At 55.8% G+C, this 19,119-nt stretch carries 13 protein-coding genes and 1 rRNA gene; 5 read left to right on the forward strand and 9 right to left on the reverse strand.

Annotation, left to right across the window (positions count from 1 at the left end):
- Positions 1 to 251: 251 nt before the first annotated feature.
- The gene (gene pgi / locus GM298_RS22030) at positions 252 to 1,901 is read right to left on the reverse strand and encodes a glucose-6-phosphate isomerase (protein WP_266155311.1); all 1,650 of its coding nucleotides are present in this window, start codon (positions 1,899 to 1,901) and stop codon (positions 252 to 254) included.
- 374 nt (positions 1,902 to 2,275) lie between these two features.
- Between pgi and lysC the strand changes: the two genes are divergently transcribed.
- Positions 2,276 to 3,625, forward strand: a complete 1,350-nt coding sequence (lysC, locus tag GM298_RS22035) for a lysine-sensitive aspartokinase 3 (RefSeq protein ID WP_045286172.1) — start codon at positions 2,276 to 2,278, stop codon at positions 3,623 to 3,625.
- 93 nt (positions 3,626 to 3,718) lie between these two features.
- Positions 3,719 to 4,663 carry a ketopantoate/pantoate/pantothenate transporter PanS gene (gene panS / locus GM298_RS22040; protein ID WP_126801513.1) on the forward strand — a complete coding sequence of 315 codons (945 nt, stop codon included), beginning with the start codon at positions 3,719 to 3,721 and terminating at the stop codon, positions 4,661 to 4,663.
- Positions 4,664 to 4,730: 67 nt separating this feature from the next.
- Here the strand turns inward: panS and rluF are convergent, their stop codons facing one another.
- Complete coding sequence (rluF, locus tag GM298_RS22045; protein ID WP_023621411.1) at positions 4,731 to 5,600, reverse strand: 23S rRNA pseudouridine(2604) synthase RluF; 870 nt, start codon at positions 5,598 to 5,600, stop codon at positions 4,731 to 4,733.
- Positions 5,601 to 5,797: 197 nt separating this feature from the next.
- Here rluF and GM298_RS22050 point away from each other — a divergent pair, with 197 nt between their 5' ends.
- On the forward strand, positions 5,798 to 6,100 hold the full coding sequence (locus tag GM298_RS22050; protein WP_025759000.1) for a type II toxin-antitoxin system RelE/ParE family toxin: 303 nt from the start codon (positions 5,798 to 5,800) through the stop codon (positions 6,098 to 6,100).
- A gap of 6 nt (positions 6,101 to 6,106) precedes the next feature.
- Positions 6,107 to 6,394 carry an addiction module antidote protein gene (locus tag GM298_RS22055; protein ID WP_266155313.1) on the forward strand — a complete coding sequence of 96 codons (288 nt, stop codon included), beginning with the start codon at positions 6,107 to 6,109 and terminating at the stop codon, positions 6,392 to 6,394.
- Here GM298_RS22055 and GM298_RS22060 read toward each other — a convergent pair.
- Positions 6,391 to 8,022 (reverse strand): Na/Pi cotransporter family protein, encoded by a 1,632-nt coding sequence (locus GM298_RS22060; protein WP_045286170.1) that lies wholly within the window; start codon positions 8,020 to 8,022, stop codon positions 6,391 to 6,393. The two genes, GM298_RS22055 and GM298_RS22060, sit on opposite strands and share 4 nt — an antisense overlap.
- A 116-nt stretch (positions 8,023 to 8,138) precedes the next feature.
- On the reverse strand, positions 8,139 to 11,822 hold the full coding sequence (gene metH, locus GM298_RS22065) for a methionine synthase (RefSeq protein WP_045286169.1): 3,684 nt from the start codon (positions 11,820 to 11,822) through the stop codon (positions 8,139 to 8,141).
- 193 nt (positions 11,823 to 12,015) lie between these two features.
- On the opposite strand from metH, the gene iclR reads away from it, so the two are divergent.
- Positions 12,016 to 12,846 (forward strand): glyoxylate bypass operon transcriptional repressor IclR, encoded by an 831-nt coding sequence (gene iclR / locus GM298_RS22070; protein ID WP_045286168.1) that lies wholly within the window; start codon positions 12,016 to 12,018, stop codon positions 12,844 to 12,846.
- A gap of 28 nt (positions 12,847 to 12,874) precedes the next feature.
- Here the strand turns inward: iclR and aceK are convergent, their stop codons facing one another.
- The 5 genes from aceK to rrf form a co-directional block, all read right to left on the reverse strand.
- Positions 12,875 to 14,620: a bifunctional isocitrate dehydrogenase kinase/phosphatase gene (aceK, locus tag GM298_RS22075; RefSeq protein ID WP_266155314.1), complete on the reverse strand. Its 1,746-nt coding sequence runs from the start codon at positions 14,618 to 14,620 to the stop codon at positions 12,875 to 12,877.
- Positions 14,621 to 14,690: 70 nt separating this feature from the next.
- Positions 14,691 to 15,995 carry an isocitrate lyase gene (gene aceA, locus GM298_RS22080; protein WP_045286166.1) on the reverse strand — a complete coding sequence of 435 codons (1,305 nt, stop codon included), beginning with the start codon at positions 15,993 to 15,995 and terminating at the stop codon, positions 14,691 to 14,693.
- Between the two features lie 31 nt (positions 15,996 to 16,026).
- The gene (gene aceB, locus GM298_RS22085; protein ID WP_025759007.1) at positions 16,027 to 17,628 is read right to left on the reverse strand and encodes a malate synthase A; all 1,602 of its coding nucleotides are present in this window, start codon (positions 17,626 to 17,628) and stop codon (positions 16,027 to 16,029) included.
- A gap of 270 nt (positions 17,629 to 17,898) precedes the next feature.
- Complete coding sequence (metA, locus tag GM298_RS22090) at positions 17,899 to 18,828, reverse strand: homoserine O-acetyltransferase MetA (protein ID WP_045286164.1); 930 nt, start codon at positions 18,826 to 18,828, stop codon at positions 17,899 to 17,901.
- 176 nt (positions 18,829 to 19,004) lie between these two features.
- A 5S ribosomal RNA gene (gene rrf / locus GM298_RS22095) occupies positions 19,005 to 19,119 on the reverse strand.

Consider the following 19,119-nt stretch of genomic DNA (forward strand, 5'->3'; position numbering starts at 1 on the left):
CAGACTAATGGATAAAATTGAAAGATAAGAGCAATTAACCAAATATAGAGAACATATAAATCAATAAGATAGAATTAAAAATGGACTATGCCGTTATCCGTATATTCCTAAAGTAAACCTCAGTCATTAACGGGTTAACGGCTTTTTTCAGATTAAACTCAGTACAGGAATTTGAGCTAAATAACAGACATCAGGAATTATCTGATAAAAAAATGCCGGCATATCGCCGGCACATTTTCATGACAATTTAATTACGCACGCCATGCTTTATAACGGTTAATCAAGCCATTGGTCGAGCTATCGTGGCTGTTGATCGCGTTATCGTCACCCAACTCTGGCAGGATACGGTTTGCCAGCTGTTTGCCCAGCTCAACGCCCCACTGGTCAAAGGTGAAGATGTTCAGGATCGCGCCCTGAGTGAAGATTTTGTGCTCATACAGGGCAATCAGCGCACCCAGGCTGAACGGCGTGATTTCGCGCAGCAGGATGGAGTTGGTTGGACGGTTGCCTTCGAACACCTTGAACGGGACAACGTGGTCCAGCGTGGCCGGATCTTTACCCTGGTCGCGGTATTCCTGCTCAACCACCTCACGAGATTTACCAAACGCCAGCGCTTCGGTCTGAGCGAAGAAGTTCGACAGCAGCTTCGGATGATGGTCGGACAGCGGGTTATGGGTGATAGCCGGGGCGATGAAATCGCACGGTACCATTTTGGTGCCCTGGTGAATCAGCTGGTAGAAGGCATGCTGGCCGTTAGTACCCGGCTCGCCCCAGATGATTGGCCCGGTCTGGTAATCCACCGCGTTGCCGTTACGGTCAACATATTTACCGTTGGATTCCATGTTGCCCTGCTGGAAGTAAGCAGCAAAGCGGTGCATGTACTGGTCATACGGCAGGATCGCTTCGGTTTCGGCACCGAAGAAATTGTTGTACCAGATACCGATCAGCGCCAGCAGCACCGGCAGGTTTTTCTCAGGTGCGGTGGTGGAGAAGTGTTTATCCATCGCGTGCGCGCCGGAGAGCAGCTCAACGAAATTGTCGAAGCCCACGGACAGGATGATGGACAGACCGATCGCGGACCACAGAGAGTAACGGCCGCCGACCCAGTCCCAGAACTCAAACATATTCGCGGTATCGATACCGAACTCGCTGACCGCTTTACCGTTGGTGGACAGCGCCGCGAAGTGTTTCGCCACGTGCTTGTTGTCGCCCGCGGTTTTCAGGAACCAGTCGCGCGCGCTGTGGGCGTTGGTCATGGTTTCCTGGGTGGTGAAGGTTTTAGACGCGACCAGGAACAGGGTGGTTTCCGGGTTCACGTTTTTCAGCACTTCGGCGATGTGGGTACCATCAACGTTCGAGACAAAGTGCATGTTGAGGTGGTTTTTGTACGGGCGCAGCGCTTCGGTCACCATGAACGGACCGAGGTCAGAACCGCCGATACCGATGTTAACCACGTCGGTGATCGGTTTGCCGGTGTAACCTTTCCAGCTTCCGGAGATGATCGCTTCAGAGAAGGCTTTCATCTTTTCCAGCACCGCGTTCACTTCCGGCATTACGTCTTTGCCGTCGACGATGATTGGGGTATTGCTACGGTTACGCAGGGCTACATGCAGTACGGCACGGTCTTCGGTGCGGTTAATCTTCTCACCGGAGAACATGGATTTGATGGCGTCGGCCAGTTCAGTCTCTTTCGCCAGATCCTGCAGTTTTGCCAGCGTCTCTTCGGTGATACGGTTTTTGGAGAAATCCACCAGCATCAGGTCATCGAAAGTCGCGGAGAACTTACTGAAACGATCAGCATCTTTCGCGAACAGATCCGCGATGGTGACGTCTTTCATTTCATCAAAATGTTTCTGGAGTGCCTGCCAGGCAGCGGTCTGCGTTGGGTTGATGTTTTTCATTAGCAATACTCTTCTGATTTGAGAATTGTGACTGCGGTCGATTGTAGCGCCTGCAAATAAAAATTGTGATGGTTTTTATGCCATTGCCCTGGCCTGCATCAAACACAGGTGAAAAGACCCGAAAAGTATAGCTGCTGAATTGCCCTTCTGCGGCGGCGAAATGTCGGTCAAAAAGCCCTAAAACGGAGCATAAAATCTGGCCCTGTTATAAGTCCTGTTTCTCAGGGGTACCCCCCCATAAAAAATCCGCATAATCCCAGCATTGACAGGACCTCCCCCACATTTTATTTATAGGGCCGTATTTTGCGCCTGCACCTGTTTTCGTTTCATTCTTGTGCCATGGTCGCTTATTCATTCCCTGACACGAGGTTGTTATGACGAGTTTTGTGGTCGCCAAATTTGGCGGCACCAGTGTGGCCGATTACGATGCCATGAACCGCAGCGCCGATGTGGTGCTGGCCGATCCGAATACCCGCCTGGTGGTGCTTTCCGCCTCTGCCGGCGTGACGAACCTGCTGGTTTCTCTGTCTGAAGGACTGGAAGCGACAGAACGTTTCGTGAAGCTGGATGCACTGCGCAAAATTCAGTTCGACATCCTTGAGCGTCTGCAGAACCCGAACGTCATCCGCGAGGAAGTGGAACGTCTGCTGGAAAATATCACCACGCTGGCCGAAGCGGCCTCTCTGGCAACCTCCACTGCCCTGACAGACGAGCTGGTCAGCCACGGTGAACTGATGTCCACCCTGCTGTTCGTGGAAATCATGCGCGAACGTAATATTCCGGCGCAGTGGTTTGACGTGCGCAAAGTGATGCGTACCAGCGATCGCTTTGGCCGCGCCGAGCCGGACGTTGAAGCGCTGGCCGAGCTGACCACTCAGCAGCTGGCCCCACGCCTGGCCGATGGCATTGTGATCACCCAGGGCTTTATCGGCAGTGAAGCAAAAGGGCGCACAACAACGCTTGGCCGTGGCGGCAGCGACTACACCGCCGCGCTGCTGGGCGAAGCCCTGCATGCCACCCGCGTCGATATCTGGACTGACGTTCCGGGCATTTACACCACCGACCCGCGCGTCGTTTCCGCGGCCAAACGTATTGATGTCATCGCTTTTGAAGAGGCGGCGGAAATGGCCACCTTCGGCGCGAAAGTGCTGCACCCTGCCACGCTGCTGCCGGCCGTGCGCAGCGATATTCCGGTGTTCGTCGGCTCCAGTAAAGATCCGAAAGCGGGCGGTACGCTGGTCTGCAAGAAAACGGAAAACCCACCGCTGTTCCGCGCGCTGGCCCTGCGCCGTCGCCAGACGCTGGTGACGCTCCACAGCCACAATATGCTGCACTCCCGCGGTTTCCTGGCGGAAGTGTTTGGCATTCTGGCGCGCCATAATATCTCCGTGGATCTGATCACCACTTCTGAAGTGAGCATTGCGCTGACGCTGGACACCACCGGCTCTACCTCCACCGGTGACACCCTGCTGACGCAGTCGCTGCTGATTGAGCTGTCTGAGCTGTGCCGTGTGGAAGTGGAAGAAGACCTGGCGCTGGTAGCCATCATCGGCAACAAACTGTCCCGCGCCTGTGGCGTAGGCAAAGAAGTGTTCGGCGTGCTCGACCCGTTCAATATCCGTATGATTTGCTACGGCGCGTCCAGCTATAACCTCTGCTTCCTGGTACCTGCCGATCAGGCCGAGCAGGTGGTGCAGAAACTTCATCAGAATTTGTTTGAATAAAATTCGTTAGCACGATAAACATTATCTACAAGCCGGGCACAGACCCGGCTTTTTCATAACTAAACAACACGACAATACTGCAAGGAATCCACTATGTTATCCGCCATTACCCGGCTGTTCCCGCTCTGGGCGCTGCTGCTCTCCGTACTCGCGTATTACACTCCCGCCACCTTCACCGGCATTGGTCCGTGGGTCACCACGCTGCTGATGTTGATCATGTTCGGTATGGGTGTACACCTGAAAATCGACGACTTCAAACGCGTACTGTCCCGCCCGGCGCCTGTCGCAGCAGGGATTTTCCTGCACTACCTGGTGATGCCGCTTGCGGCGTGGCTACTGGCAATGGCCTTTAAGATGCCGCCCGACCTCTCCGCCGGAATGGTGTTGGTGGGTAGCGTGGCCAGCGGCACGGCGTCTAACGTGATGATCTACCTGGCAAAAGGCGACGTGGCGCTTTCCGTCACTATCTCTTCCGTCTCAACGCTGGTGGGCGTAATTGCCACACCGCTGTTAACCCGCCTGTATGTGGACGCGCATATTCAGGTGGATGTGATGGGCATGCTGCTGAGCATTTTGCAGATTGTGGTGATCCCGATTGCGCTGGGCCTGGTCATTCACCATCTTTTCCCGCGCGTGGTGAAAGCGGTTGAGCCGTATCTGCCGGCCTTTTCGATGGTCTGTATTCTGGCCATCATCAGCGCCGTGGTGGCGGGCTCCGCGTCGCACATTGCTTCCGTGGGGTTTGTGGTAATCGTCGCTGTGGTGCTGCATAACACCATCGGCCTGCTGGGCGGCTACTGGGGCGGGAAGCTGTTTGGCTTTGACGAATCGACCTGCCGCACGCTGGCAATAGAAGTAGGCATGCAGAACTCCGGCCTGGCGGCAGCGCTCGGGAAAATTTACTTTTCACCGCTGGCGGCACTGCCGGGAGCCCTGTTCTCCGTCTGGCATAACCTGTCCGGTTCGCTGCTGGCGGGCTATTGGTCAGGAAAACCGATAGAAGAAAAGCCACAGGAAAGCGGTGAATATCGTCTTTAAACGTCGGGTGTCGCTACGCTTATCCGACCTACGCTCTCCGCACGCGCAAGCCGGGGAAAAAAGGGGCTTAACGCCCCTTCTTTTTACGTCCCGGTTGCGTAAAGCGTTTACCTGCGGGCTTGCCTCGCCCTTTCTCTTCCGACTGCGGTGCTTTCACGACCGGGCGTTTAATCGCCTGAGTTTTCGGTTTGGCTTTGGCCTTCGGCTTCGCTTCAGACGAGGAGTTCTCGATAAGCTTAAACAGCTCGATCAGTTCATCATCGGTTAAATCGCGCCACTCGCCCAGCGGGATACCGGACAGGCTGACGTTCATGATGCGGGTACGCTCAAGCTTCGTCACTTCATAACCGAAGTATTCGCACATACGGCGGATCTGACGATTCAGGCCCTGCACCAGGGTAATGCGGAACGCGAACGGCGCCTCTTTCTTCACCTTACACTTTTTCGTGACGGTTCCGAGGATCGGCACACCGGCGCCCATGCCGCGAATAAACTCGTCCGTGACCGGCTTATTCACCGTCACAATGTACTCTTTCTCGTGATCGTTACCGGCACGCAGGATTTTGTTGACCAGATCGCCGTGGTTGGTGAGGAAAATCAGCCCCTGAGAGTCTTTATCCAGACGGCCGATCGGGAAGATACGGCTGCTGTGGTTCACGAAATCAACAATGTTATCCCGCTCGCCATCTTCCGTGGTGCTGACAATCCCAACCGGTTTATTCAACGCGATAAACACCAGGTCTTCAGCATCGCGCGGTTCGATGAGCTGACCATTCACTTTTACCACGTCGCCAGGCATCACCTGGTCACCAATCGTGGCGCGTTTGCCGTTGAGGAACACGTTACCCTGTTCAATGTAACGGTCCGCCTCGCGACGTGAGCAGATCCCGCTCTCGCTAATGTATTTGTTTAATCGGGTTGATTGAGTTGGCAGCATAGTTTCTCCTGTGAAGGCGAAATATACCTTAGGTTTGGGCTGGAAAAAAAGATTAGCCGACGGTAACTGAGACGGGTTTTTTTAGTTTGCGAGACACTTTCAGGATTTAGCGTCAGGCCATTTATCCTTGAGCTAACTCCTTTTAGCTTTACTCCCCACATACATTTATTTGTAGTTTATAAATCACAGGGAGTAATATGAAGGAGATCGTTCAGACAGAATCCTTCCGACGCTGGGAGCAAAACTTAAAAGATCGGCGAGCAAGGACCATTATCGCTTCCCGCCTCTTTCGGTTGGCAAATGGCTTAGCGGGCGACATAAAACCCGTGGGGGAAGGTATATGCGAGCTGAGGATCCACTTTGGTCCGGGCTACAGAATCTATTTTAAAGACCAGGGCAATTGCATCATCGTGCTGTTGTGTGGTGGTGACAAAAGCAGCCAGGCCAAAGACATACTTATGGCAAAAATGCTGAGCAATGTATCCCAATGGCAGGAGTGAATGAGCATGCATAAATTAACCCCCTACGATCCAGCCATCGCGTTGGTGGATGATGAGGAAATAGCCGTGTTTATGGCTGATGCATTAGAAACTGGTGACTCTGCGTATATTGCTAAAGCTTTGGGCGTCATCGCGCGAGCGAAAGGGATGTCGACCATTTCACAGAAAACTGGACTGTCACGAGAACAACTGTACCGATCATTTAGTGATAAGGGGAACCCAACGCTTAAAACCACGCTGGCGGTCATGAAAGCATTGGGTCTTGGGCTCACAATCAAACCCGCCGGGGATTAATACTCATCCCGCCCGTCATCTTCATCCGGCTGTTCCATCACGCTGTACGCCACCGCACAGAACAACGAGTTAAGGCGTTTCATATCCCCCAGCAGCCCCAGGTGCAGGGAGCTGGTTTCGATACTTTGCACGTTCTGTTGGTGCAGACGTTCCACGTGGGCGTGCGAGTAGCGGCGGTTGAGGATACGGAAGCGATGCTTGTTGCGGCGCAGGCGGCGCGCGCTTGGCACGTCGCTGGAAAAGAAGACCAGCATGGCCAGCTTCAGGTTGCTAAGAAGTTGTTCGTGCAGAGCTTCCAGCTCCTTCAGCCCTTCGACGGAGAATGCACGGCGGGCGGCCAGAGATTTGTCAGCAATTTCACTGCCCATCCGCTCCACAATATCCGAAGCCTGCTCAAGGTTAAGCGACATCTCTATGATTTCCGCCCAGCGGCGGGACTCCTCCTCCGCCAGTTCATCCTGCGGTATGCGCGCCAGATAGAGCTTGATGGCGGTATAAAGCACGTTGATATCGTCCGCCAGCCTGCGCAGCTCTTTCTCTTCTCGCGGCTCACCGTGCATCACCTTTTGCAGGCCTTCGAGCATGGTTTCCATGGCGTCGCCCATGCGAAGCGTCTCGCGGGCGGCATTCGCCAGCGCCAGCGCCGGCGTATCCAGCGCGGAGGTATCCAGATGCTTCGGTTTCAGGCGAGCGTCCAGCTCCGGTTCATCCTGGATCAGGCGCTCACAGAAGCGGGCCATCGGCTCGGCAAAGGGGACCATCGCCAGGCAACGTACCAGGTTGTAGAAGACGTGGAAGTAAATCACCAGCTCCGCCTTCGGCAGCGGGAGGTTGTCCATCAGGTTCGCCAGTGGATGGACAAACGGCAGAATGATCAGGCTGCCCACCAGCTTAAACAGCAGGCTACCCAGGGCCACGCGGCGGGCGGCAGCGTTGGCGGCGCTGTTATTGAGCATCGCCAGCAGGCCAGAGCCAAGGTTAGCCCCGATCACCAGGCACAGCGCAACCGGGAAGGAGATCGCCCCGGCGGCGGTGAGCGTTGCCGTCAGCAGCACGGCGGCCAGGCTGGAGTAGCTGACGATGGCAAACACCGCGCCAATCAGCGCGTCCAGCATAATGTCACCGGTAAGGGAGGCGAAGATGACCTGAACACCGTTGGCCTCAGTAATAGGGGTGACGGCCTGAACAATCAGCTCCAGCGCCAGCAGGATCAACCCAAGGCCAATCCCCACGCGCCCAAGCTGCCCGGCCCGCGTCTGTTTGCGTCCGAGGAAGAAGATGACGCCAATGAAAATCAGCAGCGGCGACAGCCAGGAGAGATCGAACGTCAGGATACGCGCCATCAGCGCGGTACCCACGTCCGCCCCCAGCACAATGACCAGCGCCGGGGCCAGCGCCACCAGATCCTGCGCCACAAAGGAGGTGACAAGCAGGGTTGTGGCGTTACTGCTCTGCACCAGTGCCGTCACGCCAATGCCCGCGCAGAAGGCGAGCGGCTTCTTCTCAACGCTGTTGCTGAGAACGGTGCGTAAACGGGCACCAAAGACGCGCATCACGCCGGTACGAACGATATGGGTGCCCCAGACGAGCAGTGCGACTGCAGAGAGCAGATGTAACAAGGTCAGCACGGAAGGTTTTCCTCCTTATCGTTATTCGTTTTCCTTAGGTTCAGTATAAGGGTTTAAACGTAAGAAAGAGACAGGGCGCCCAATGAGCGCCCTGTTTGTTGTAAGGAAAAGTGACGTCAGTCCGCGTCGTAGCCTAAATTCGGTGCTAACCAGCGCTCCACTTCAGCAACGCTCATGCCTTTACGCAGGGCATAATCTTCAATCTGATCCCGCTGCAGCTGCGCCACGGCGAAATATTTGCTGTCAGGATGGCTGAAGTACCAGCCGGAAACGGACGCCCCCGGCCACATGGCGAACGACTCCGTGAGCTTCATCCCGGTATGCGCCTCTACGTCCAGTAATGTCCAGATGGTGCCTTTTTCGGTGTGCTCCGGACAGGCCGGATAACCCGGTGCCGGACGAATGCCCTGGTAGTTCTCGCGGATCAGCTCCTCGTTGCTGAGGTTCTCATTGGCCGCGTAGCCCCAGTGCACCTTACGCACACGCTCATGCAGGTACTCGGCGAAGGCTTCCGCCAGGCGGTCGGCAATCGCTTTCACCATGATTTTATTGTAATCATCGTGCTGCGCTTCAAAAGCGTCCGCCAGGGCATCTTCTTCCAGACCACCGGTCACGGCGAAGGCACCGATATAATCCGCTTTACCGGAAAGCTTCGGCGCCACAAAATCGGCCAGGCAGTAGTTGGCAAAGCCCACTTTTTCGGTTTGCTGACGCAGATGGCGGCTGACCGCCAGCACATGGGTGCGGGTTTCATCACGATAAATTTCAATGTCATCGCCCACGCGGTTCGCCGGGAAGAGCCCGACCACGCCCCGCGGGTTAAGGGTTTTCTCTGCGCTGAGCTTATCGAGCATATCGTTGGCGTCTTTAAACAAGCGCTTCGCCTCATCACCGACCACCTCATCCTCGAGGATGCGCGGATATTTACCCGCTAGCGACCAGGTCATAAAGAACGGAGTCCAGTCGATGTAGTTGCGCAGCGTTTCGATGCTGGCGGTCACCTCCTGCACGCCCAGGCGATGGGCCACCGGCGGCGTATAGCTCGACCAGTCAAAGGCCAGATCGTTATCGCGTGCCGCCTGCAGCGTTACCGGTGGCGTACGCGGTTTCTTGCGGGAATGCTGGATGCGGACGGTTTCGTACTCTTTACGGGTACGCGCCACAAAGTCATCGCGCTGGGTGTCGGAGAGCAGCGCGGAGACCACGCCAACGGTGCGCGAGGCGTTCTGCACGTACACCGTCGGGCCGCTGTAGTTCTGTTCGATTTTAACTGCCGTGTGCGCTTTAGAGGTGGTCGCCCCGCCAATCAGCAGCGGAATGGTGAAGCCCTGACGCTCCATCTCTTTCGCCACGTTAACCATCTCGTCCAGCGACGGTGTGATCAGCCCGGAGAGGCCAATCAGGTCGGCATTCACTTCGCGCGCGGTCCTGAGGATTTTATCCGCCGGGACCATCACGCCGAGGTCGATAATTTCGTAGTTATTACACTGCAGCACCACGCCGACGATGTTCTTGCCGATGTCATGCACGTCGCCCTTCACGGTGGCAATGACCATTTTGCCGTTGCTGGAACCCTGCTCTTTGCTGGCTTCGATAAACGGCTCCAGGTATGCCACGGCCTGCTTCATTACGCGGGCAGACTTCACCACCTGGGGCAGGAACATCTTGCCCTCACCGAACAGATCGCCCACTACGTTCATGCCGTCCATCAGTGGCCCTTCGATCACTTCAATCGGACGGGCTGACTGCTGACGCGCCTCTTCGGTATCCTGCTCGATAAACTCGGTGATGCCTTTGACCAGCGAATATTCCAGGCGTTTTTTCACGTCCCAGGCTCGCCACTCGGCCTGCTGAACGTTGGCTGCGTCATCCGACTTGCTGCCACGGTATTTTTCGGCCAAATCCAGCAACCGCTCGGTCGCGTCGTCGCGGCGGTTAAGGATCACGTCTTCTACCGCGTCGCGTAGCTCCGCAGGCAGGTCGTCATAAATTGCGAGCTGTCCGGCGTTGACGATCCCCATGTCCATCCCGTTGCGGATGGCGTAGTAGAGGAACACGGCGTGAATCGCTTCACGCACCGGGTCGTTACCGCGGAACGAGAACGAGACGTTCGACACGCCGCCGGAGATCAGCGCATGCGGCAGCTCGCGTTTGATGTCTTCACACGCGCCGATAAAATCCTGGGCGTAGTTATTGTGCTCTTCAATCCCGGTCGCGACGGCGAAGATATTCGGGTCAAAGATGATGTCTTCCGGCGGGAAGCCCACCTCTTCGGTTAAAATCTTGTACGCGCGGCGGCAAATCTCGATTTTGCGCTCGCGGGTGTCGGCCTGGCCCACTTCATCAAAGGCCATCACCACCACAGCGGCCCCGTAGCGGCGCACCATCTTCGCGTGGTGGATAAAGATATCCACGCCCTCTTTCATCGAGATGGAGTTGACGATGCCTTTCCCCTGAATGCACTTCAGCCCTTTTTCGATGACCTCCCATTTGGAGGAGTCAATCATGATCGGCACGCGGGCGATATCCGGCTCACCGGCAATCAGGTTGAGGAAACGCACCATCGCCGCTTCGGCGTCGAGCATCCCCTCATCCATGTTGATATCGATAATCTGAGCGCCGCTCTCCACCTGCTGGCGGGCGACGTCCAGCGCTTCGCTGTACTTCTCTTCTTTAATCAGGCGCTTGAACTTCGCCGAGCCGGTGACGTTAGTACGTTCACCCACGTTCACAAACAGGCTGTCTTCGCCGATGGTCAACGGCTCAAGGCCGGAAAGACGACAGGCAACGGGAAGCTCCGGCAGCTTGCGCGGCGGCAGTCCGGCTACGGCGTTGCTCATCGCGGCGATGTGCGCCGGCGTGGTGCCGCAGCAGCCGCCGACAATGTTCAGAAAGCCAGACTCGGCCCATTCGCGAATTTGTGCCGCCATGGTGTCGGCATCCAGATCGTACTCACCAAACGCGTTCGGCAGACCGGCGTTCGGGTGGGCGGTGACGTAGCATTCCGCAATACGCGACAGCTCCTGCACGTACTGGCGCAGCTCATCCGGCCCCAGCGCACAGTTCAGGCCGAAGGAGAGGGCCTCCGCATGCCGCAGCGAGTTGTAAAACGCTTCAGTTGTCTGGCCGGACAGGGTACGGCCCGAGGCGTCGGTGATGGTGCCGGAAATCATGATCGGCAGGTCAACGCCCAGCGCCTCGAACTCTTCTTTCACCGCGTAAATCGCGGCTTTGGCGTTGAGGGTGTCGAATACCGTTTCAATCAGGATCAGATCGGAACCGCCTTCCACCAGCGCTCTGGTCGATTCACGATAGGCCACGACCAGCTGGTCAAAGGTGATATTACGAAACGCCGGGTCGTTCACGTCCGGTGAAATCGACGCGGTGCGGTTAGTGGGACCCAGCACCCCGGCAACGTAGCGCGGTTTCTCCGGCGTGCGGGCCGTCCACTCATCGGCACAGGCGCGCGCCAGTTTCGCGGCTTCATAGTTGATTTCCGCCGACAGGGATTCCATCTGGTAATCCGCCATGGCGATGGTTGTCGAGTTAAAGGTGTTGGTTTCAATAATATCCGCACCCGCCTCGAAGTAGGCGTTGTGGATATCCTTGATCACTGACGGCTTGCTGAGCACCAGCAGGTCGTTGTTTCCTTTCAGGTCGCATGGCCAGTCAGCGAAGCGTTCGCCGCGGAAATCGTCTTCGCTCAGGCGATAGCCCTGGATCATGGTGCCCATACCGCCGTCCAGCACCAGAATTCGTTCATTTAACTGCGCACGCAGTTGCTCTACTTTGCTGCTCACACTTGCTCCCGACAACGCTCAACAAGGCCAAAAGGCTGCGTCCCATACTGGCACAATCTCGCAGGGTGGAAAAGTCGCTCAGGGGTAACATGAGACATGTTCACCATCACTCCTCCGATCAGTCAGGATAACGGTTGCAAATTCACCAAATAAAACGAAAATGATTTCCACGATACAGAAAAAGGAGATCGTCATGGTCGCGACCGTTCCCGCTAAACGCGGCAGAAAACCTGCTGCCACCACCGCCGCCGCACAACAGGGCGGACAGGTTCAATCGCTCACGCGCGGTCTGAAGCTGCTGGAGTGGATAGCCGAGTCGCACAGCAGCGTGGCCCTGACGGAGCTGGCGCAGCAGGCGGGCCTGCCGAACTCCACAACCCACCGGCTGCTAACCACCATGCAGCAGCTGGGCTTTGTCCGCCAGGTCGGCGAGCTGGGGCACTGGGCGGTAGGCGCCCATGCGTTTATCGTCGGCAGCAGCTTCCTGCAGAGCCGCAACCTGCTGGCGATTGTGCACCCGATTCTGCGCAAGCTGATGGAAGATTCCGGTGAGACGGTAAACCTGGCGGTGCTCGACCAGAGCGACCATCAGGCGATCATTATTGATCAGGTTCAGTGCACGCAGCTGATGCGCATGTCAGCTCCCATTGGCGGCAAGCTGCCGATGCACGCGTCGGGCGCGGGGAAAGCGTTTCTGTCACAGCTGAGCGAGGAACAGGTGACAGGGCTGCTGCACCGCAAGGGACTGCATGCCTATACGCACGCTACGCTGGTGTCGCCGGTGCATCTGAAAGAAGATTTGGCCCTGACCCGCAAGCGCGGCTATTCGTTCGACGACGAGGAGCACGCCCTGGGCCTGCGCTGTATTGCGGCCTGTATTTTTGACGAGCACCGCGAACCGTTTGCCGCCATCTCCATCTCCGGGCCGATTTCCCGCATGACCGATGATCGGGTCACCGAGCTGGGTGCGCTGGTGATTAAGGCGGCAAAAGAGGTGACCCTGGCGTATGGTGGGATCCGTTAGGCATGCATTGCCGGGTGGCGGCTTCGCCTTACCCGGCCTGCATGATGCCCTCTGAAAACCGGATGCAAAACCGCTGCTTACGGCGGTAAGCGTAGACATCTTCCACATGTCCGTTTTTAATCCGCGTTTGCAGCCCCCGCCAGTAGATGGCGCGGAACAGATCCTCGTGCATCTCTTCAAACAACGGCCCAATGCGCGGGTCAGCGCACAGCCAGTGACGAAACTCTTCAGGAAAGACATCGCCCGGTGAGACGCTGTACCACGGCTCGCCGGAAAGCTCATCTTCCGGATAACGGGGCGGTGGGATATCGCGGAAATTCACTTCTGTCATGTAGCAAATTTCGTCGTAATCGTAGAACACCACGCGTCCGTGACGCGTGACGCCGAAGTTCTTAAACAGCATATCGCCGGGGAAAATATTGGCCGCGGCAAGCTGGCGAATCGCGTTGCCGTACTCTTCAATGGCATCACGCAGCGCCTGGCCTTCGGACTGCTCCAGCCAGATATTCAGCGGCACCATGCGGCGTTCAATGTAGAGATGGCTTATTACGATTTTGTCGCCAAGATCGGTGATTTTACCCGAGGCTTCCTGCAGTAAAAGGGTCATGAGCGCCGGATCGATCTGCTGCTTATCCAGCACAAAGTTTTCGAACTCCTGAGTATCCGCCATGCGCCCGACGCGATCGTGCTCCTTCACCAGCTGGTAGCAGGCACGAACGTGTGCCGCGGTCATCTCTTTCTGCGGCGCGAATTTATCTTTGATCACCTTGAATACGCGGTCGAAGCCCGGAAGGGTAAATACCAGCATCACCATGCCGCGAATGCCGGGCGCTTCAATAAACTGCTCATCGGCGGTGGTGACATAGCGCAGGTATTCCCGGTAGCTTTCCGTTTTAGCGTGCTTCTGACAGCCAATCGCCATATACAGCTCGGCCGTGGTTTTGCCCGGCAGGATCTCACGCAACCACTCCACGAGCGCGGCCGGTAACGGGGCATAGACCATAAAGTAGGAGCGGGCGAAGCCAAACACAATGCTGGCCTCCGCGCTGGTGGTCAGGCAGGTATCGACAAACAGTTCGCCGTCATCGGTACGATGGATGGGCAGCAGAAACGGCAGAATGGCCGAGGGTGTAATCAGTTTACCGACCAGCCATGCAGCTTTATTGCGATAGAAAAGCTCATTAGCGACCTGCAAATGGCTGTGACTGAGCACCTCCGTGCCGAAGGTTTCAATAAGATGGGCGTGGATATAACCAATATCCCGGGCTTTATTCTCCCAGGGTAAGCGCAGCGGCAAATCAGTTAGCACACGATGCAGGAGCTTTTCCCATCCGCTATCAGGGAAGAAATCTTTGGCCAGCGGACGCGGAATGGTACGAAAGCGTCGCTCGGGCTGGGAGCTGAAGATAAATAACCGCTCAGGAGATAATGAGCGGTGGTCAAATAACCGGCAATAGACGGAGTTAAAAAAGCTCTCCGCAATCTCGAAGCGCGGGTAGTCCGGTAACAAATGGGTGTAATGCTCCTTCACGCGCAGCAAAAATTCCGCATCCGGGCTTTTACCATCGGTAATACAGCGCAACTGCTCCACCACCAGACCCACGTGGTGGTCGTAAAGATGGATACGCTGCTTCATCGCCTGCTGCACCGCATGCCAGTCAGCGTGTTCAAAGCGCTGCTGGGCGCCGGAGGTCACTTCCAGAAAACGTCCATACTGGGCATCAAAGCCCTGCAGAATAGTTTGGGCAATCAGTAATTCCAGACCACGCGACATATATTCCCCTTACCCCTCACCCCGGCCCTCTCCCCTCCGGGGAGAGGGTTAGGGTGAGGGGAGGAAAACATCAGAACTGTGCTTCTTCCGTTGATCCTGTTAAAGCGGTGACGGAGGAGGCGCCACCCTGAATGATGGTAGTCACGTTATCGAAGTAGCCGGTTCCCACCTCCTGCTGATGTGAAACGAAGGTATAGCCCTCTTTACCGGCGGCAAATTCTGGCTGCTGTACCTTCTCAACATAGTGCTTCATCCCCTCGCCCTGCGCGTAGGCATGGGCCAGGTCGAACATGTTGAACCACATGCTGTGGATACCCGCCAGGGTGATGAACTGGTACTTGTAGCCCATATCAGACAGCTGCTGCTGGAAGCTGGCGATGGTTTTATCGTCCAGATTCTTCTGCCAGTTGAAGGACGGCGAGCAGTTATAGGCCAGCAGTTTGCCCGGGTATTTCGCGTGGATGGCATCGGCAAAGCGTTTTGCCAGCGCCAGATCCGGCGTCGAGGTTTCACACCAGACCAGGTCCGCGTATGGGGCGTACGCCAGGCCACGGCTTATCGCCTGCTCAATGCCCGCATGAGTGCGATAGAACCCTTCGCTGGTGCGCTCGCCGGTAATAAACTCGCTGTCGTAGGGGTCGCAGTCTGAGGTGATCAGGTCAGCCGCGTCCGCATCGGTACGGGCAATGACCAGCGTCGGCACGCCGAGCACGTCAGCGGCCAGACGCGCCGCTACCAGCTTCTGAATCGCTTCCTGGGTCGGGACGAGAACTTTTCCACCCATGTGCCCGCATTTCTTCACGGACGCCAGCTGATCTTCGAAGTGAACGGCCGCTGCACCGGCCTCAATCATCGATTTCATCAGCTCAAATGCGTTCAGCACGCCACCAAAACCGGCTTCTGCGTCCGCGACGATCGGCAGGAAGTAGTCAATAAAGCGCGGATCGTTTGGCTCGATACCTGCGGCCCACTGGATCTGATCTGCACGGCGGAAGGTGTTGTTGATCCGATCCACGACCGACGGCACCGAGTTAGCCGGATAGAGCGACTGATCCGGATACATGCTGGACGCCAGGTTGGCATCCGCCGCGACCTGCCAGCCGGAGAGATAAATGGCTTCAATGCCTGCCTTCGCCTGCTGCAGTGCCTGACCGCCGGTCAGCGCACCGAGGCTGTTGATATAGCCCTTTTTGGAACCGCCGTGCAGCAGCTTCCACATTTTCGCCGCACCGTTCTGGGCCAGCGTGCATTCCGGATTGACCGAGCCGCGTAATTTCACCACCTCTTCCGCGCTATAAGGACGGCGGATGCCTTCCCAGCGAGGCTGTGTCCACTCTTTCTTTAATTCTTCGATTTGTTGGGTACGGGTTTTCATGTGCAGATGCTCCATATTGTTATGTGGTGAGTTACGCCAGGAAGCGGTAGCCCGGCAGGGTCAGGAAGTCGATTAAGTCATCTGATGTGGTGATTTGCTCCATCAGGCGCGCGGCGTCGTCAAAACGTCCGCTGCTGAAGCGGTGTTCGCCCAGCTCGTCCTGGATCACCCGCATCTCTTCAGCCAGCATCTGGCGGAACAGGGATTTGGTCACCGGCTTGCCGTTGCTGAGCGTTTTTTGATGGTGGATCCACTGCCAGATTGAGGTGCGTGAGATCTCTGCCGTCGCGGCATCTTCCATCAGGCCATAGATCGGTACACAGCCGTTGCCGGAGATCCACGCTTCGATGTACTGCACGGCGACGCGGATATTGGCGCGCATGCCCTCTTCGGTACGTTCACCTGCGCACGGAGCCAGCAGCTGTTCTTCCGCCGTTGGGGCATCCTCTTCGCGCGTGACGAACAGCTGGTTTTTGTTGTCACCGAGTACGCGGTTGAAGACTTCCATGGCCGTATCCGCCAGACCCGGGTGCGCGATCCACGTCCCGTCATGGCCGTTACGAGCTTCAAGCTCTTTATCGGCTTTCACCTTGTTGAGCACCTGGTTGTTACGCTCAGCATCTTTGCTCGGGATAAAGGCCGCCATACCGCCCATCGCAAAAGCGCCGCGCTTGTGGCAGGTTTTGATCAGCAGACGCGAGTAGGCGCTGAGGAAAGGTTTATCCATAGTAACGACCTGGCGATCCGGCAGCACGCGGTCGGGATAGTTTTTCAGGGTTTTGATATAGCTGAAAATATAGTCCCAGCGCCCACAGTTCAGGCCGACAATGTGGTCGCGCAGGGCATGGAGAATTTCGTTCATCTGGAACACTGCGGGCAATGTTTCAATCAACAGTGTGGCCTTGATGGTGCCACGCGGCAGGTTGAAACGATCTTCCGCATAGCTGAACACCTCGCTCCACCAGGCCGCTTCCTGCCAGGCCTGCGTTTTAGGCAGATAGAAATACGGGCCGCTACCTTTTGCCAGCAGGGCTTTATAGTTGTGGAAGAAATAGAGCGCAAAATCAAACAGGCTTCCCGGAATGGCTTCCCCGCGCCAGGTAACATGTTTTTCCGGCAGATGCAGACCGCGTACGCGACAGATCAGCACCGCCGGGTTCGGTTTGAGTTGATAAATTTTACCGGCTTCGTTGGTATAGCTGATGGTGCCGTTCACGGCATCGCGCAGGTTGATCTGACCCTCGATGACCTTACGCCAGTCCGGTGCCAGCGAGTCTTCAAAATCGGCCATAAAGACTTTAACGTTCGCGTTCATGGCGTTGATCACCATTTTACGCTCTACCGGACCGGTGATCTCAACGCGACGATCCTGTAAGTCGTCAGGAATGCCGCGGATTTTCCATTCACTACGGCGAATGGAAGCGGTTTCCGAAATAAAACCAGGCAACTTGCCGTTATCAATTTCCTGCTGCTGATGAATGCGTGCCGCCAGCAGCTTATTACGCTGTGGCGTAAAGCGGGTTACCAGTTCAGTCAGAAATTCTACCGCTTCTGCCGTCAATACTTGCTGTTCCTGCTCGCCATACGGCTGGGTAAAGGCCAGTTCATCGACCGTCGTTGCCTGTTGAGTCATTACTCTGCTCCTCATCAAAGATCCAAAATCACGCCCCCGATGCGAACGAAAGATCGTTGGGTAGTTTTCGCTCAGCAGAATTAAGACTATCTCCATTTTTTCTAAAATCAAAAACAATTTCCATTTTAATTTAAAATTAAAGGCAACCAATTGATTTTAATGAGATTAAAGTTACCTCGCTTGATGAGTGGAATTTCGGAAATAAAAAAGGCACCCGAAGGTGCCTGATGTGAATAGCTGAAACGCTTTAGGATCGTTTAGTGCAGACGATTACTCCAGCGTCGGATTCATGTGACGCAGATCGTATGGCGTGATCTGGTAGACGTAATAGTTGAGCCAGTTGGTAAAAAGTAAATTCCCGTGGCTGCGCCAGGTGGCTCTCGGTGTGTTTTGTGGATCGTTTTTCGGGAAATAGTTGTACGGCACATCCGGGTTAAGGCCTGCTTCGACATCACGGAAATACTCTGACGCGAGGGTATGCGGATCGTACTCCGGATGTCCGGTCACAAAGGCAATGCGTTTATCTTTGCTGGCAAACAGGTAAGCATCGCCATCTTCTGTTTCGGCCAGGATCTCCAGATCGGTGTAATCACGTATCAGCTGCGCCGGGAAATCGGCATAACGTGAATGTGGCGCCAGGAAAGAATCATCAAACCCGCGCGTCAGCAGAGCATGGGGATGGAGAATGTGGTGTTCGTACACGCCGGAGAGCTTTTCAGTGCGGGTTTGTTTGGGGATGCCATAAAGAATATTCAGAGCGGCTTGTACCGCCCAACAGACAAACAATGTCGACGTGACGTGATCTTTTGCCCACTCCAGCACCTGTTTGATCTGCGGCCAGTAGGCAACATCGTTGAATTCAACCAGACCCAGCGGGGCACCGGTCACAATCAGTCCGTCGAAGTTTTCGCCCTGAATGTCATCGAAGTTGCAGTAGAAGGTGTTCAGATGCTCAGAAGGCGTATTACGCGACTCTCGGGCATCGATTCGCAGGAGCTGAATATCCACCTGCAGCGGGGAGTTCGAGAGCAAACGCAGGAACTGGTTTTCAGTTTCAATCTTCTTCGGCATCAGATTGAGAATAAGCACCTTCAGCGGGCGAATTTCCTGAACTGTCGCACGTGAAGCCGTCATAACGAAGACGTTTTCTTCACGTAAGAAATTGACGGCTGGTAGCTCGTCCTGCACCCGAATCGGCATAACCTTACTTCCTCACAGTATACGTATAAACGTTTAGACATCCAGACAGCTAACGATACCCAGAAATGATCGGAATGTCGAGTCTGCAAGGCGAAGGTGAGAAAGTTTCAGGGAGAGGGAGAAAAACAAAAGCAAAAAACCCCGCACCTTACGGTACGGGGTTCTTCTAATTTGATGCCTGGCAGTTCCCTACTCTCACATGGGGAGACCCCACACTACCATCGGCGCTACGGCGTTTCACTTCTGAGTTCGGCATGGGGTCAGGTGGGACCACCGCGCTAAAGCCGCCAG

The organism is Enterobacter sp. HSTU-ASh6, assembly GCF_026319105.1.
GTDB lineage: Bacteria > Pseudomonadota > Gammaproteobacteria > Enterobacterales > Enterobacteriaceae > Enterobacter > Enterobacter sichuanensis.